Raw genomic sequence first — 15854 nt, 5'->3', positions numbered from 1 at the left:
TTTATTCCTCCAAAAGTGTGTTCATTAATTCATTCATTACGTCTATGTCCGGCATAGGCATTACCTTTGATATGCTCTCTGGTACACCCGGTACATCGAAAGCTCCTTTATTTTCTGTTCCAGCAACGATCGTTCTAAATCCATGATCCTTCCAGGCAATTTCTTGCGTATTTTTTGATAATAGAGAATCTAAACCAATTTCTCCTTTTTCAGTTAAAGCTATATAAACATGTGAGGACCAAACTGTAGGACTTGGATACATAACTATTATTTGTTCCTTAATTTGTTTATATATATCTGGCTCTAATTTTGAAAATTCTAGAATTTGATTTTCATAACCAGCAATAATTGGATATGCTCCCACTCCTTGCTTCAAAAATTGATTAAACATGTCAGATGAGGAAGATTGCATGATACCAATTTGTTGATATATATTTTTTATTATTGGTTTAATTGTCTCCAAATCGCTTTTTCTTACAACCTCTCCACCATTCAAGCTATTCGCTAATAAACCTAAAAACATATTTCCTGAATTTGATTTATTTGGATCCGTTGTATCTACGATCATTGGACCATATAAATCTTTGAGTCCTATCTCACTCCATTTGGTGCCTTTTTTTAAGAGTTCTGCGAATGCTGGCATATCCACATAATATACATCATTTTGTTTTGAAACTACTTTTTGTTCGACAAGCTTATCTACAACTGGTTTTCTAGAATATAAAACAATTGGAGTATTAAAAACAATATCTTGTTTTCTGTATTTACCACCATTTTTCTGATACAGCTGTAAAGCTAATTGACTTGATGGAAATAGATAGTCGTATTTTTCGTTGTTTTCATGGACCATTTCTAAAGAACCTGCTTTTCTATAATCAAATGTTAATCCATAATTTTTCTTAATATTTTCCTTAAATATTTCATTTTCCACTAATCCAATTTTTTCTCCACCAATTAGTCCATCAATTTTTACTCCAGGTTTCTTATTGTTTTGAATAAATAAATATATTCCAGCAAATACTATTACAGAGAGTAGTAAAATTAATCCAATCCTTTGTTTCTTCATTCTCTACCTCCTCCAAGTTTTACTGTTTTCTCTAATAAGTCAGATTCTATTTCTAAACTTAATATTTTATCCTCATAATAACTATCTAGCTGTCTTGTAAAAATATCTTGCAGATAGTCTAATGATTCCAAAGTTTCATTTCTAATAAGTTTTGATTTAGATTCTGAAATACTTGTGTTTTGCATTTCTGCGAAATTCTTTATTATCCTGTTTGCAGTGCCGAGATAATATTCTAGAAAATGTTCAGATGCGGATATAGCCTTGTAATTATTTGATAAATAGTTCATTATACTACTTCCTTTTTCCGATAACATTCCAATTTTCTCAAATACCTCTTTGTCATTTATTAATGTTTGCTGTTTATTTATTTGTCTAATATTTTCATTAGCTTGTTCATATATCCTACTAATTCTTTCACCTTGGTCAATTTTTTCTACTGAGACATTCCCTATTTTTTTAATGGGAGCTGTTACAAGTAATACGCCAAAATAAGTCAATATGGACAATCCTGCACTTACTAAAAAATGCCACTTAAATAACAATAATGTAACCAAAAATAATATTGAAGAAACTATCGTACTTAAAATTGATCTTGCTCCATCATTATTATTCATCAGTTATACCCCTTTACCGCTCTAAACGCTTCAATTAAATCTTTTGTGCCGTCAAAAATTCTTGAATTTGTTAAGTTTGCAATTGACTCCAATTCCTCATCAACTGCATTTCCAAATTTTATAGAAAATATTGGAATGTCCATTCCTAATTTGCCATACTCATCTTTTAAATCATTAATATTTTTACTTCCGTTAGCCATTCCATCAGTTAACAGAACAATTGCAGGAGTATAATTATTTAATTTTTTCTCTTTTGAAGCTATTTTTAAGGCATCGATTGTCGCTTCAAATAAACTTGTTCCTCCACCTAACTGCGTATCTATCGCACTATTATATAAATCGGTTAAATCATTCCCTTCTTTTTCAACTTTTGGATAAGTTTTATGTGAGAATGGAAGCAATATTGTCTTATCCTTTGAAGTACCCAACAGTAAATTTTTTGATGCATTTTCAGGAATCATAACTTGTTTTAATGCCTCAAGCATTTGTTTTACGCCGTCTCCTGACATACTTCCAGAATAATCAAGCACATAAATTGTATAAGCCGGTTTCTTAAAACTTGTTTGATACAAGCTTAATGCTTCTGTGATTACCTCCGATTGAGGCAATCTAATTGGAGATAATATTTTATCTGGATTAATTCCCCATTCCGCCTTATACAGTTCTTTACTACTTTCACTTACTGTAGAATAAGCGCCTCTTTTACCAGTTTTTTCAATTTTGGTTTGAGCTTCCTCAGATAAAATATATTTTTGAAATTCTAAAAAATCTTTTTCTTTTTGTTCATTATTTTTATTAATATAAGCTAATGGTGAATCACTTATTGATAATCCATCAACCGGATAAACCGCATACAATGGTTCTTTACCTTGATTTTCCAATTCTACATTAGTTTGAATGATCAATTGTTCATAATTTACCATTGCATTATAATCGCCCATTAAAAATAAATCAACTAGCCAATTTGATGAACCCGAACTCCTATTCACTCCTGAAAGTAAACTTTTAATATTTTTAATCAGTGTCTCATCTTTTAAATCTTCTAAGGTTAACCCATTCTCAGGACTTTTACTTAAAGCCGTTAAAAAAGCTAAATATGAACTCGCCCCTGAGTTTGATTGAGTTGCTGAAGTCATTGCGAAATTTAATTTATTATTTTCAATTGCATTTATAATCTCTTTCAATTTAACATCATCTCTTCCAACAAATCCCAATTCTTGAGCAAGTGTTTTTTTTATACCAAAAATAACCGGTGTGATTGAGGTAGTTTCCGTATGTTTAAGAACACGATTGGTATCTCCCATTGTTAACCAAATTGTGGAAGCAGGCCAAACCGCGTCATATTTAATTTCATTCGACTGAAGCATCCTCATAATATCAAGTGAACCTTTATAATCCATTTCAATCTTTTTGCCAGTCTTTTTTGCATAATCTTCAATTATCGGCTCCAACACCTTATTTTCAGAACCTGATACAATCTTAAGTGTATCCCCGCTCCCAGATTGTGTAGTAAAATCAGGAGCCCCTTCGCTAGTCTTTTTTTCACCTTTACCACATGCAGTAATAAAAAAAATGAAAGCCAAAAAAAGTGAAATTATTCTATATTTCTTCATGACAACCTCCCTTATATACCTTAAACTTATTATATAGCAAAAATTGCTAAAAATACGGATTTTACACACATTTAACATAGATTTAACATAGAGTTTAAATAGGAAGGAAGAAAGTAAAAAACCGCTGCAGCAAAACGTTCTTAAGTTCGTTTTGCTGCAGCGGGTTTGTTTACAAAGAATAATTTAATTCTTAATCAATTAATCCTTAAAGTATTCAGATAAATTATATGGTGAATACATCCCTTTGTTAGTTACAACTCCTGATACTAGATGAGGTGGAGTTATATCAAAGGCAGGATAATATGCTCTAACACCTTCTAGGGTTACTTTCTTACCTAAATGTGATAAAACATCATTTTCATCTCTCTCTTCAATAATAATATCATCTATCGATTCATGTACTTCACTTGGATTTCCTGTCACAAAATATGGAATACCATGATAATGACATAATACAGCTATTTGGAAAGTTCCAACTTTATTTATTACATGACCATCTTTCGTAATCATATCAGATGCAGATGTAAATAAGTCTACTTTTTTATTTTTTAATATATAGCCTGGCATATTATCTGTAATTACATGAACATCAAATCCCATATCTTTTATAACACTTGCTGTAAGTCTCGCTCCTTGAAGGTATGGTCTAGTTTCAGGAGTAATAAATTTTACTGTATCTTTTCCTTTTTCTTTTAATTTTCTACAAATCATTCCCACAACTGTTTCAGCAAAACATTGTGTCATTATAGTACCATTATTAGGAACTTTTTCAGCAATAATATCTCCCATTTTTTCAATATTTTTATACCTGTTTGAAACTTCTGAAATCGCAAATTCTCTGAATTTTCCAATTAAATCATCTTTATTTTCCCAATCAGATTCAGATATAGTTGACAATGCATTATCAACTATTTTTCTCATTCTTGATGAAGTTGTAGGTCTTGCATTGGCAATCTTATCTGCTGCTTTTTTCATAAACTCTTTTGTTTCTGAATTATTTAAATTTTTCACCTTAGTTTCATAAGCAGCTAAAACCATTCCCATTGTTGCAGCAAGATATGGTCCACCACTTTGAGTCACCATATCTTGAATTGCTTTCACTACTTCTTCATGAGTTTCACATTCAACATATTTTACTTCCATTGGATAAATTCTACGGTCTAATATTTTAACCTTACCATTTTCAAACCATGCTACATTTTCAAATCTAAGCATAAAAGCAAGATCATGATCTATTCTTTCCATTTAAAACTCCTATTAAATTTCTAACATTTTTTTATAAACTTCTGAATCAATATATTTATCAGAATTTAAAATTAAATCAATTCCGGTACTTAATAATTTTCTTTCTACATCTTTATATCCATCATGATTTTTTACTCTATCAATATCTATTACTTTTGCTACACCTACTGTTCTTCTTATGATTTCAGTACCAGCATATCCCGCAGTATCTCTAAGTATCTTATTTAAATAGTATTCTAAAAATTTTTCATTTTTAAACATATAAGTATTAACATCATTCAATGAATTTTCTTTATATATCTTTTTAAATTCTGAAACTATTTCTAAAATTGATTGTTTAAGCCATTCTGTAAAATCATTTTCAATATAATTATTTTCAAAAAAGGAAACATTGTATGAAATAATTAAACTCGCTAAAATATTTCCAATGTCATATCCCATTGGTCCATAAAATGCAAATTCTGGGTCGAAAACTTTAATCCCATTACTGTTTATAAAAATAGAGCCAGAATGTAAATCACCATGAATCATTGATTCTGAGTTAGTCATAAATTGTAATTTTAATTTTGCTACTTCTAATATTAACTTTTTATTATTTACAACATTTTGTTCAATAAAGTCTCTATTAGATCCTGTGAATGAATTTAACCCTTGATTATTCATGTAAGGTTCAGTAAAAACAAGTCTTTCAGAGATTTCACACATATCATAATTTACAAATCTAGCAACAGTTTCTTTCTTTTCTTTTATGTTCATAACTAAATCGGTTGTTTTAAATAATGTATTATATAGAAATTTAGCTACTTCTTTACCAAATCCTTTATATATTTCTTTTAATTTTATCGACTCTCTTAAAACTTTATAATCTGAAAGGTCTTCCATAATTATAAAACTATTTTCTTCAGAATAATCATATATCTCAGGAACTAAACCATTTGATAATTTCCACTGATAATTTAAAATTTCCGTTTCAATTTTACTTCTAGCTGAAGATAGCTTTCTTGTTGTTGAACCTCTAATATAATCGTCACTAAATTTTACAATAACAGATTTTTTATCATCTTTAACTCTAAAAATGTAATTTACATTTCCATCGCCAACTTCTTTAATCTCAACATTTTCTCTATTTTCAAAAATATCAAGATTTTCAAAAATATAATCTAATATTTTTTCTTTAATTTCCATTAATTCCTCCTTAACGAAAATAACTCACTAATATTTTTAACCAATTATACAACCAAATGATTTTGCTTATAATAGAAGACCCATTATATATACATTTTTCAATTCACCATCTACAATTGTATCGTTTAGTAAAAGCCCCTCTATTTTGAAGCCATTTTTTTTATATAAAGCTATTGCTTTATCATTATTTTCCAAAACAGTTAATGATATTTTTCTTAAACTTAACTGATTTTTTGCTATAAAAATAATATTTTTTAACAAAATATTACCACATCCCTTATTATGAAAATTAGAATCTATTGCAATTGAAATTGTTGCTTTATGATTTCTTCTTTTTTCTTTGTCTCTTCTTAGTTGACAATAACCTACAACCTCATTTTCACATCTTAAAATAATATTTTCTTTATTGTTAGAATCATCAAAAAAATACTTTTCCGTCTCAATAATTGATTCTGAAGAAAGCGAAAGAAGTTGTCTATAATTATCTTCATCAGTTCTTATTTTATTTAACTTAATAATGTCTTCATTTTTTGGAGACTCTACAATATATTCCACTTTACATTACCTTCTTAAAAATATTTTTTACATCTTCTTTAGTTGGTTGATATGGGTTTCTTGGTAGATTACCATCTTTAAATGTCATATCTATCAATTTATCAATATCTTCTTCTAAAACTCCTAAATCGGATAATTTTACTTTTGTTCCTACTTTATCAGAAAGATTTTCTACCCTTTCTATTAACAAATCAGCTGATTTTTCATCATCTTCAAAAGAATCTAAAAATATGTTTTGATAGATCTCTGCAAATCCCTTAGTTGAAGTCTTTTTATTTAATCTCATAACTTCAGGTAATAATATTGCATTAGATAAACCATGTGGCAAATTATATAATGCACTTAATTGATGTGACATAGCATGTACTAAGCCTAAACCTGCATTACAGAAAGCCATTCCAGCTAAAAATTGAGCATAAATCATTTCATTTCTAAGATTTTCATTTTTAGGCTCATCAATTACTTTTTCTAAAGAATTAAAAATTAGTTTTATTGCGGATAGTGAAAATTCTTTAGTAAGAGTGTATGCACCAGTTGAAATATAACTTTCAATTGCATGTGTCAATGCATCCATACCAGTTTGAGCTGTAATTTTTTTAGGTAAACCAAACATTATTTCAGGGTTGTTAATACTTAAATCTGGAAGAGCATTAATATCTTTAAAAATTAATTTTTCTTTATTTTCTTCATCATTTATTAAAAACGCTCTAGAAATTTCACTAGCTGTTCCGGCTGTAGTATTTACACAAATAAGAAATGGTGATTTATGTCTACTTTTATTAAAACCTACATATTCCTTAATATTTCCACCGTTACTTACTAATATACCTACTGCTTTTGCACAATCATTTGCTGAACCTCCGCCAACTCCCATAATAAAGTCACATTTATTATCCAAAAATAATTTTGAAGAATCTTCAACATTATTAATAGTTGGATTTGGTACTACTCCAGTATACATTTCATATTGAATTTGATTTTCTTCTAAAATATTCAATATATCTTTTAATAATCCTAATTCATATATATCTTTGGTAGTAATTATTAATCCTTTTTTCTTATTTTCTTTTAATAAAGTATTTGATATTTCTTGATATGAATCTTTACCGAATTTATTTATTGCTGGCAAGACAAATTCCATATTTCACCTACCTTTTTATCCTATTTTTTATATTTTTCATAAAGAATTTTGTTTGTTTCTTCGGATAATAAAACGGGTTCTCCTACTTGTAATGCATTAAAATAAATGATAGCAGCATCTTCAGCATAAACTGCTCTGATATATGCTTGCTCTAAACTATTTCCAACAGCTACAACACCATGATTTTCTAATAAACAAACATTTCTATCCTCTAAAGCTTTTGCTGCTGTTATTCCTAATTCTGCTGTTCCTGGCAAAGAAAATTTCGCCCTTTTTATATCCCCTCCAATAAAAGGAATCATTTCAACAAGAATTATAGGAATGTCTTTATGAACAACAGCAAAACTTGTAGCTTTAGGTGAATGAGTGTGAATTATAGAATTAATATCTTCTTTATTTTTATAGATTTCAGCATGCATTCTCCATTCTGAAGAAGGTTTAAAATTAGATTCAGATTCAATAATATTTCCATCTAAATCTAATATTACTATATCTTCCGGTTTCATTAGTTCATAATCCACGTTACTTGGGGTTATAAACATTCTATTTTTTTCTCTATCGTAGTAACTAACATTTCCACTTGTTCCCGCAACTAATTTGTTTATATATGATTTTTTTGCAATTTCACATACATTTTCTTTTAATTGTTTCTTCATATTTCATCTCTCCAATTTTTCTAATATCCTATCATTACCGCTACTGCAATTAATATCCATGCCATAACAAACATAGCAGCTGTTAATTTTAACGCAATTTTCATCCATCTACCTAGAGGAACTCTTGCTATACCTAGCATTGCCATTGTAGCTCCAACTGTAGGGAAAATAAAGTTTGGTATAGTTGCGCCAAATTGGAAAGCTAATACAACAGTTTGTTGAGATATATTCAATATAGTTCCAAGTGGAGATAATACTGGCATTAATGCAACAGCCAAACCACTACCAGAAGGTATAAAGAAATGAACAATTGCAGTAATTATTGACATTAATATTGCACCTATTGTTGGGCTTGTATTTTGTAATGGAGATGATAATGTATTAATTATTGTATCCATAATCATTCCACTTTCTAAAACAACTTGAATCCCCCTAGCAATACCTAAAATTAATGCAATACTTGCAGCTGAACTTACACCTTTAATAAATAAATCAATTATTTGATCAACATTAAATCCATAAACAAATCCAGCTACTAATCCACCTATTAAGAATACAGCTGACATTTCATCTAAATACCATCCTAATTTACTTGAACCATAAACTATTGCTGCAAATATTCCCACTAAAACTAAAAGAACTAGTTTATGTTTGCCTTCAAGCTTATATTCACTTAAGTCTTTTGACATTCCTAATCCTTCTGTTGACATACCATATACTAATGACTTTTTAGGATCTTTAGAGATTCTTTTAGCATATAATGATACGATTGTTGCTACAATTGCAGTTGCAATAAATACTGTTAAAAATCTATATTCCATTCCTGAAAAAACTGGCAATCCAGTAATTGAATGTGCTGTTCCTACAATAGATGCATTTATTGGACTAAAATTCCAACCTGCATAACCACCACCCATTATCATTCCTAATCCTACAATTGGATCAAATCCTAATCCTAAAGCTATATTAATTCCTATTATTGTGAACGGTATTTGTATTTCTGGTCCAACAATAATACCTAAAGCTGAGAATAAAAAAGTTACAACCCAAATAACAGCTGTTTTTGAAATGCCGGCTTTATCAACTTTATATAATAAAACACCCATTCCAGACTCAAGAGCACCGGTATGATTTATTATCCCAAATGTTGCACTTGAAATCATTATTAAGAAAATAATTGAACTTGCACCAACCATACCAACAGGAATTGATTTAAATATTCCCCAAGGTCCTACTCCACTTTGTGGTAAGGACTCATAAGAACCAGGTACAACTACCGGTTTTGACAAACCTTCTACAGTTTCTCTTGCGAATTGTCCAGCAGGCAATATCCAAGTTAGTATCGCAGATAGTACAATCATTGCAAATAAAATTACATATGTATGAGGAAGTTTTTTCCACCATTTATTTTTTTCTACACTCTTTTTTTTCATTTTTTCCTCCTGAAAAATTTTACAATTTTGTATTAATTGTTATAATAAATATATCAACATATGATTTCGTTTTCAATGTTGATATTAAAAATAATCAATAAATTATCGCATTGTTGTATGTTGAATTTACTAAGTAACGAATTTATAATTATCTAAATATAACAAAAATTAAGCTTTAATCATTATATTAATTATTTGTTAATCAACATAATAAATGTTGATTAAATTTGAGAAAAAAATATATGAAATTGTTTGTTAATATATATTGTTAATTTTTTTTAATAAAGGAGACAAAATGACACCCAAAGATAGACAGGAAAAAATTATGGAATTAATATCAACACATTTAGAAGTAAATGTTTTAGATTTGAGTGAAATCTTTAATGTAACAGATGAAACGATAAGAAGAGATTTAAACCTACTCGAAAAAGAAAATAAGGTTATTAGAACACATGGCGGTGCTAAATTAATATCGAATCGAAAAAATGAAGTACCTATCGAAATTCGAAAAGATATATTTAAAGAGAATAAGGATAGCATGGCAAAAATATGTGTGAAATATATAAATAATGATGATGTAGTATTTTTAGATGCGAGTACAACAGCTTATCACATAGTAACGTTTATTCCAGTTGATTCAAACATTACAATTGTATCCAATTCATTAGCAATACTAAATTACGCTTCATCATTAAATTTTAAAAAATTAATTATGTTAGGAGGTAAATTCGATGTTTTAACAAATTCATTTATTGGCAATACAACAATTGAACAAGCAGATAGATTATATTTTGATAAAGCGTTTATCTCTTGTAGAGGAATAAACTTTGATGCAATTACAGATGCTAATATTGAACAGGCTGATTTAAGGAGTAAAATTCTTTCTCAAGCTTCTAAACTTTTTTTAGTTGCAGATCATACAAAATTCAATATTACATCCATGTACAAAATAAGAAATTTAAAAGAAATTGACCATATTATTACTGATAAATGTCCAATTTCTAAATGGAAAAATCACTTAGAAAAATTAAATATTGATATAGAATTTTAATAAGGAGAAAATAATGAAAACAATAAAAGATAAAGAATTACTTGTTGCAGCTGATTTTTCAGGATTTGATCTTAAAGAGGCTATTGTTGCACATTTAAAAAATAAAGGCTGGAAAATTACAGATGTTGGTATTAGAGATAAAAATGAACAACCAAGAGAAATATTCCACAGAATTGGTTTTAAAGCAGGTTCACTAATAAGTGAAGGTGAATTCGAAAGGGCTCTTATTTTTTGTGGTACAGGAATGGGAATACAAATTGCAGCCAGTAAATGCCCAGGAGTTAGAACCGGGAATGTCGATAACGTTTCTGCCGCAATTAGAGCAATTGAAGGTAATGATGTAAATATGCTTTCTATGGGAGGATTTTATACAGCTCCACAATTAGGTATAGAAATAGCTGAAGCTTATCTAAATTCTACTTTTTGTGGTGGGGATTATGAATGGCCATATTTTAATGCTTTTCATAAATTAGCATTAGATGAAATTAATGAATTTGATTATAATCAATATAAAGATAATGATTTTAAAGTTATAAATCCAAAAACATTAGATGATTACGAATATTTAGTTAAAAAATAGAAAAGTGCTGCTGCAAAACGTTCTAATAGTCGTTTTGCAGCAGCACTTTGTTTTATTTACTTTGCTTCCCATACAGGTATTGAGCCACCTTTTGAGTCTTCAATGATTAAGTCATAAACTTCTTTTGTATGATATGCTTCAAGTATTGTTTTAAGCCATTCAGCATCTTTATCTGATTTTCTCGCCGCGATTAAATTGATGTATGGATTTTCACCTTCGATTGCTTCTTCTAAAACTAGCGCATCTTTTGTTGGTGTGAAGCCGTTGTCTGTTGCGATTCCTGAATTTATCACTGCTATTTCATTTTCAGTTAATGTTGTAGGAATGTTTGCCGCACTCAATTCAATAAATTTTAGATTTTTAGGATTTTCTTGGACATCTTTTAATGTTGGGAACAATCCTGCTTTTGGATTAACTTTTATTAGTCCTGCTTTTTCTAATAATTTTAAGGCTCTTCCACCATTTGATACATCATCAGGAATGGCTACTTTTTGTCCCTCACTTAATTGTGAAATTTTTTGTATTTTTGATGAATATATTCCTAGTGGTGCAAATACAGTGTCTGCTACTGATTCTATTTCATAACCAAATTGTTCCACTTCTTTATTTAAATAACTGTGATGTTGAAATGCATTCAAATCTATTTCTTTTGAGTTTAAGGCAGCATTTGGTAATGGATAGGAATCAAAATAAACTATCTCTAGATTTATTCCTTTGTCTTTCACTTTTTCTGCTACCTTTTTCCACACTAGACTATCTGTGCCAACTATACCTAGTTTAATATTTTTCTTATCGTCTGTTGAATTGTTGTTTCCACAAGCAACTAAACTAAATGTTAAAACTAATGCTAATACTACTGATAATAATTTTTTCATATATTTCTCCTTATGCGTGATTTGTTTTTTTTGATAAATAGTTACCTAAACTTTGTATTATGCTTACAAAAATTATGATTACAATTACTGAAACATAGGTTATATCATGGAAGCTTCTATTGTGCCCATATCTAATAACATAAGCACCTATCCCTCCTCCACCAACGGCTCCACCCATTGATGTCAAACCTAAAAGACTTATTGTTGTTATAGTAATTGCTCTTATTAATTGAGGAATGCTCTCTCTTAAATAAACTCTAAATATTATTTGTAATGATGATAGTCCCATTGATTCTGCCGCTTCGATTACACCTTTATCTACATCAGCCAGAGCCTGTTCAACCTGTCTAACAAAAAATGGAATCGCGCCAACTATTAGCGGGAAAATTGAACCTTTCACCCCTATAAATGTCCCCATAATTTTTTGAGTTACTGGTATTAAGGCAGTAAGTAGAATTACAAATGGAATGGAACGAAAAATATTTATTATAGTATCAAAAATCCTATAAATAAATTTATTTTCTAATATATTATTTTCTTTTGTTACAGTCATCACTATTCCTATTAATAAGCCGATTATTATGACAAATATTCCTGAAACAAATAGCATATAAAGCGTTTCAATAAGGCTTTGTACAAATTCATCTGAATATTTTATTAAATTTGGAATGAATCTATTTAGTGTCTCAATCATCTAATTTCCTCCCATTTTATTCCTTGTGTAGTCAGATATGTCTTTGCTTCTTGAATGTTTGCTCCTTTCAAAGAAACTATCATTCTACCCAATATTTTGTTTTTGATCACATCAACATCTCCAAAAATTATATTGCAATCAATATTGAATTTTCTTGAAATATTTGAAATTATTGAATCTTTAGTATTTGATCCCACAAAATCTAAATGTAAAATTTCATCATCCATTCCAGCTCCAAATAAAGTACGATCTTGTTTAATTAAATCAATTATTTTATTTTGGTTTGAAATTGAGTTTACAAATTCTTGTGAAATAGGAGAATTAGCATTCGCAAAGATATCAAAAACTTCACCAATTTCAACTATTTTTCCATTTTCCATAACAGCAACTCTATCGCAAATATTTTTGATTACATGCATTTCATGTGTGATAATCACTATAGTTAATCCTAATTTTTGATTTAATTCTTTTAGTAATTTAAGTATTTGAGTGGTTGTTTGCGGATCTAATGCTGATGTCGCCTCATCACACAATAAAACTTTCGGGTTATTGGCAAGTGCTCTTGCAATAGCAACTCTTTGTTTCTGTCCACCAGATAATTGAGCTGGATAAGAATTTGCCTTATCCGGAATGCCAACTAGTTGCAACAATTCATCTACTCTACTATTTATTTCCTCTTTTGATAAATTAGAGTTTTTTAAATTAAATGCAATATTCTCCCTCACATTTAAGGATTTCAAAAGGTTAAAATGTTGGAAAATCATTCCAATCTCTTTTCTCACCAATCTTAAATCTTTTTTTGATAGTTTTGTAATGTCCTTGCCATCATAATATATAGATCCTTCTGTGGGTCTTTCTAAAAGATTTATACATCTTACAATTGTTGATTTACCCGCACCACTATAGCCAATAAATCCAAAAATCTCACCTTTATTAATGGTTAAGTTTGCATTTTTTACTGCTTCAACATTTTTATTATTTACCTTAAAAGTTTTAGATACATTTCTTATTTCAATCATTTTTCACCTTGCCTTAACACATTCTCTCTATGTTGCTTTTTAATTTCTTCAAGCCTTTCAGGATTTTGAATAAGTTTCAATGCAGTTTGAGCTAACACCTTAGCACCAAAACCAATTGAATTTAACCCTTTTTCACTTCTTGCAGCTTGCTTAAATCCTTCTGTATGTCCAATAATTTTTTCATCAGAAATACAAATATGTGGCTGAATTACTGGGACAACTTGACTAATATTTCCCACATCTGAAGAAGCAACAGCTTTGTAAATATCTATCGGAGTAAATTCTTGGCCATAAGAATTTAAAACTTCCTCATAAACTTCATCAAATAGAGGTGTAGGAATATTATTATCCACACGATTTTGATATAGCCCAAATTTATATTCACACCCAGTTGCGAGTGCAGCTGCTTTTACTATATTTTCAAATTTTTCATAAACCATATCTAATGTAGGCTTAAATTCTGCTCTTAAATAAAATTTTGCCTTTGCATATTCGGGTACAATATTAGGTGCAAGTCCTCCGTCAGTTATAATCCCATGTATTCTAACATCAGATGGTAAATGTTGACGCAATGCATTCACATTGTTATATACTGAAATTAACGCATCTAAGGCATTTATCCCTTCTTCTGGTGCAGCCGCTGCATGCGCTGGTTTTCCAAAAAATTCTACATCAACTGGCGCAACGCCCAAAGAAGACGATGTTGCAGTATGTTTCCATCCTGGATGAACTCCCAGTGAAAAATCTACATCATCAAAAAATCCGTTATCAACAAAGCTTCCTTTAGCACTTCCATTCTCTCCACCTTCTTCACCAGGGGTACCATAAACTCTGATTTCTCCACCAACTTCATCAATCACTTCTTTAAGTGCAACTGCAGCTAGTGATGAAGTCGCACCAAATAAATTGTGTCCACAACCATGTCCAAGTCCTGCTAAAGCATCATATTCTGCGTAAAATACGATTACTGGACCACTCTTTTTTGACCTATATCTCGCATCAAACCCTGTTCTATGTCCCGCTACATTAACTTTCACATCAAAACCTTCATTTTCTAGTTGCTTAGACAATGTCTCACAAGCAAAAAATTCATAATTACTAACCTCTGGCTTTTCATGAATTTTTAACGCAATGTCTTGGTATTTCCACAATTTACTATCTACTATTTTTTCTATTCTCTCTCTAAATGTCATAACTCCTCCAAATTATTTATTTAAAATAAAAAAATCTCGCCCAATAAAAGGACGAGATATAAAATCCGTGTTACCACCTTAATTCTGATTAACCTCACAATTAATCACTCTTCAAGTACTTCCATACTCTATCACTATAACGGGTGAACCCGAAATCTCCTACATATCGGAAAATTCAACTCAAAGACCATTTTCGATAATCTTTAACTCCCCTGCTTTCACCAAACGCAGTCTCTCTGTGCAGTCTCCAAAAATCTACTTTTCTTATCAATGTTTTTAATGTGTTTTCTGTGTTGGAAATATAATAATATAATTAGATGGAGATGTCAAATATTTTTGTATTTTATAAAAAATAAAGTTATTTATGAAGCTTATTTAAAGAACACACACTATCCAACACCGATGTCAGGAAAAGAAAAAGGGATATTTTAGTTGGGATTTATTATATAGATATAAGGAGGAATAAATCTTGTTATTTATTATTCTTATATACTAAATACATTAATTGTTATGTTAAATACATTTTGAAATCTACAAATAAGTGAATTAGTTTTCTATTATAATTTACGCTAAATTTATTTGGAAACGAGGATAAATATAAAAATAAAAGATATCATCGTATAGAAATGGGCTTAGGTACGAGGATATTTGCAAAATTCTATTTTATCATCGTACAAACGCTCGAAAGTCTACGAGGATAATCGCAAAAATCAATTTTATCATCGTATAAATGCTCAAAAATCTACGAGGATAATTGCAAAAATCAATAATATCCTCGTCCATAAACTATTCAGGCGCTAGAATATATAAAATTAGTGCATCAAAAGAAGAAAAAAATTAGTGCATGTGACCTACTTTTGTCTTCAGACGTTGCTTCGCAACGCCTGAGCGACAAAGTTAGGGTTCAAGTTTCCTTGTTTGCTTTTTTCTCTTT

At 29.6% G+C, this 15854-nt stretch carries 15 protein-coding genes and 1 other annotated feature; of the genes, 2 read left to right on the top strand and 13 right to left on the bottom strand.

The window, feature by feature from the left end; translation table 11 throughout:
* Position 1: 1 nt before the first annotated feature.
* The 9 genes from HMPREF9709_RS02545 to HMPREF9709_RS02505 form a co-directional block, all read right to left on the bottom strand.
* Positions 2-1066, bottom strand: coding sequence for a substrate-binding domain-containing protein (locus HMPREF9709_RS02545; RefSeq protein ID WP_005397644.1), 1065 nt, complete (start codon positions 1064-1066; stop codon positions 2-4).
* On the bottom strand, positions 1063-1680 hold the full coding sequence (locus tag HMPREF9709_RS02540; protein ID WP_005397642.1) for a 5-bromo-4-chloroindolyl phosphate hydrolysis family protein: 618 nt from the start codon (positions 1678-1680) through the stop codon (positions 1063-1065). The genes HMPREF9709_RS02545 and HMPREF9709_RS02540 overlap by 4 nt, the downstream gene beginning before the upstream one ends.
* A complete protein-coding gene (locus tag HMPREF9709_RS02535; RefSeq protein WP_005397641.1) occupies positions 1680-3293 on the bottom strand; it encodes a VWA domain-containing protein in 1614 nt (537 codons plus the stop codon). Before HMPREF9709_RS02535 ends, HMPREF9709_RS02540 begins: the two co-directional genes overlap by 1 nt.
* Before the next feature lie 198 nt (positions 3294-3491).
* The gene (locus tag HMPREF9709_RS02530; protein WP_005397639.1) at positions 3492-4538 is read right to left on the bottom strand and encodes a s-methyl-5-thioribose-1-phosphate isomerase; all 1047 of its coding nucleotides are present in this window, start codon (positions 4536-4538) and stop codon (positions 3492-3494) included.
* A gap of 12 nt (positions 4539-4550) precedes the next feature.
* Positions 4551-5723 (bottom strand): S-methyl-5-thioribose kinase, encoded by a 1173-nt coding sequence (gene mtnK / locus HMPREF9709_RS02525; RefSeq protein ID WP_005397637.1) that lies wholly within the window; start codon positions 5721-5723, stop codon positions 4551-4553.
* A gap of 66 nt (positions 5724-5789) precedes the next feature.
* Positions 5790-6278 carry a GNAT family N-acetyltransferase gene (locus tag HMPREF9709_RS02520; protein WP_005397634.1) on the bottom strand — a complete coding sequence of 163 codons (489 nt, stop codon included), beginning with the start codon at positions 6276-6278 and terminating at the stop codon, positions 5790-5792.
* 1 nt (position 6279) lies between these two features.
* A complete protein-coding gene (locus tag HMPREF9709_RS02515) occupies positions 6280-7419 on the bottom strand; it encodes an iron-containing alcohol dehydrogenase (RefSeq protein WP_005397632.1) in 1140 nt (379 codons plus the stop codon).
* A 20-nt stretch (positions 7420-7439) separates the two neighbouring features.
* Positions 7440-8075: a class II aldolase/adducin family protein gene (locus HMPREF9709_RS02510; protein WP_005397630.1), complete on the bottom strand. Its 636-nt coding sequence runs from the start codon at positions 8073-8075 to the stop codon at positions 7440-7442.
* Positions 8076-8095: 20 nt separating this feature from the next.
* Positions 8096-9508 carry a YfcC family protein gene (locus HMPREF9709_RS02505; RefSeq protein ID WP_005397629.1) on the bottom strand — a complete coding sequence of 471 codons (1413 nt, stop codon included), beginning with the start codon at positions 9506-9508 and terminating at the stop codon, positions 8096-8098.
* A 295-nt stretch (positions 9509-9803) separates the two neighbouring features.
* On the opposite strand from HMPREF9709_RS02505, the gene HMPREF9709_RS02500 reads away from it, so the two are divergent.
* Both HMPREF9709_RS02500 and HMPREF9709_RS02495 read left to right on the top strand, forming a co-directional pair.
* A complete protein-coding gene (locus HMPREF9709_RS02500) occupies positions 9804-10559 on the top strand; it encodes a DeoR/GlpR family DNA-binding transcription regulator (RefSeq protein WP_005397627.1) in 756 nt (251 codons plus the stop codon).
* 13 nt (positions 10560-10572) lie between these two features.
* Positions 10573-11139 (top strand): RpiB/LacA/LacB family sugar-phosphate isomerase, encoded by a 567-nt coding sequence (locus HMPREF9709_RS02495; protein ID WP_005397624.1) that lies wholly within the window; start codon positions 10573-10575, stop codon positions 11137-11139.
* A 56-nt stretch (positions 11140-11195) separates the two neighbouring features.
* On the opposite strand, the gene HMPREF9709_RS02490 is transcribed toward HMPREF9709_RS02495, so the two are convergent.
* From HMPREF9709_RS02490 to HMPREF9709_RS02475, 4 genes are read right to left on the bottom strand one after another with little or no spacing between them, the layout of a single operon-like run.
* The gene (locus HMPREF9709_RS02490) at positions 11196-12014 is read right to left on the bottom strand and encodes a MetQ/NlpA family ABC transporter substrate-binding protein (RefSeq protein WP_005397622.1); all 819 of its coding nucleotides are present in this window, start codon (positions 12012-12014) and stop codon (positions 11196-11198) included.
* A 10-nt stretch (positions 12015-12024) separates the two neighbouring features.
* Positions 12025-12708, bottom strand: coding sequence for a methionine ABC transporter permease (locus HMPREF9709_RS02485; RefSeq protein ID WP_005397620.1), 684 nt, complete (start codon positions 12706-12708; stop codon positions 12025-12027).
* Positions 12705-13727 carry a methionine ABC transporter ATP-binding protein gene (locus HMPREF9709_RS02480; protein ID WP_005397619.1) on the bottom strand — a complete coding sequence of 341 codons (1023 nt, stop codon included), beginning with the start codon at positions 13725-13727 and terminating at the stop codon, positions 12705-12707. Before HMPREF9709_RS02480 ends, HMPREF9709_RS02485 begins: the two co-directional genes overlap by 4 nt.
* Positions 13724-14920 (bottom strand): M20 family metallopeptidase, encoded by a 1197-nt coding sequence (locus HMPREF9709_RS02475; RefSeq protein ID WP_005397617.1) that lies wholly within the window; start codon positions 14918-14920, stop codon positions 13724-13726. Before HMPREF9709_RS02475 ends, HMPREF9709_RS02480 begins: the two co-directional genes overlap by 4 nt.
* Before the next feature lie 44 nt (positions 14921-14964).
* Positions 14965-15200: a binding site (T-box leader), on the bottom strand.
* Positions 15201-15854 lie beyond the last annotated feature (654 nt).

The organism is Helcococcus kunzii ATCC 51366 (assembly GCF_000245755.1).
Lineage (GTDB): Bacteria > Bacillota > Clostridia > Tissierellales > Peptoniphilaceae > Helcococcus > Helcococcus kunzii.
Note: the sequence above shows the minus strand (reverse complement) of the source record. Positions and strands in the feature narration are given on the sequence as shown.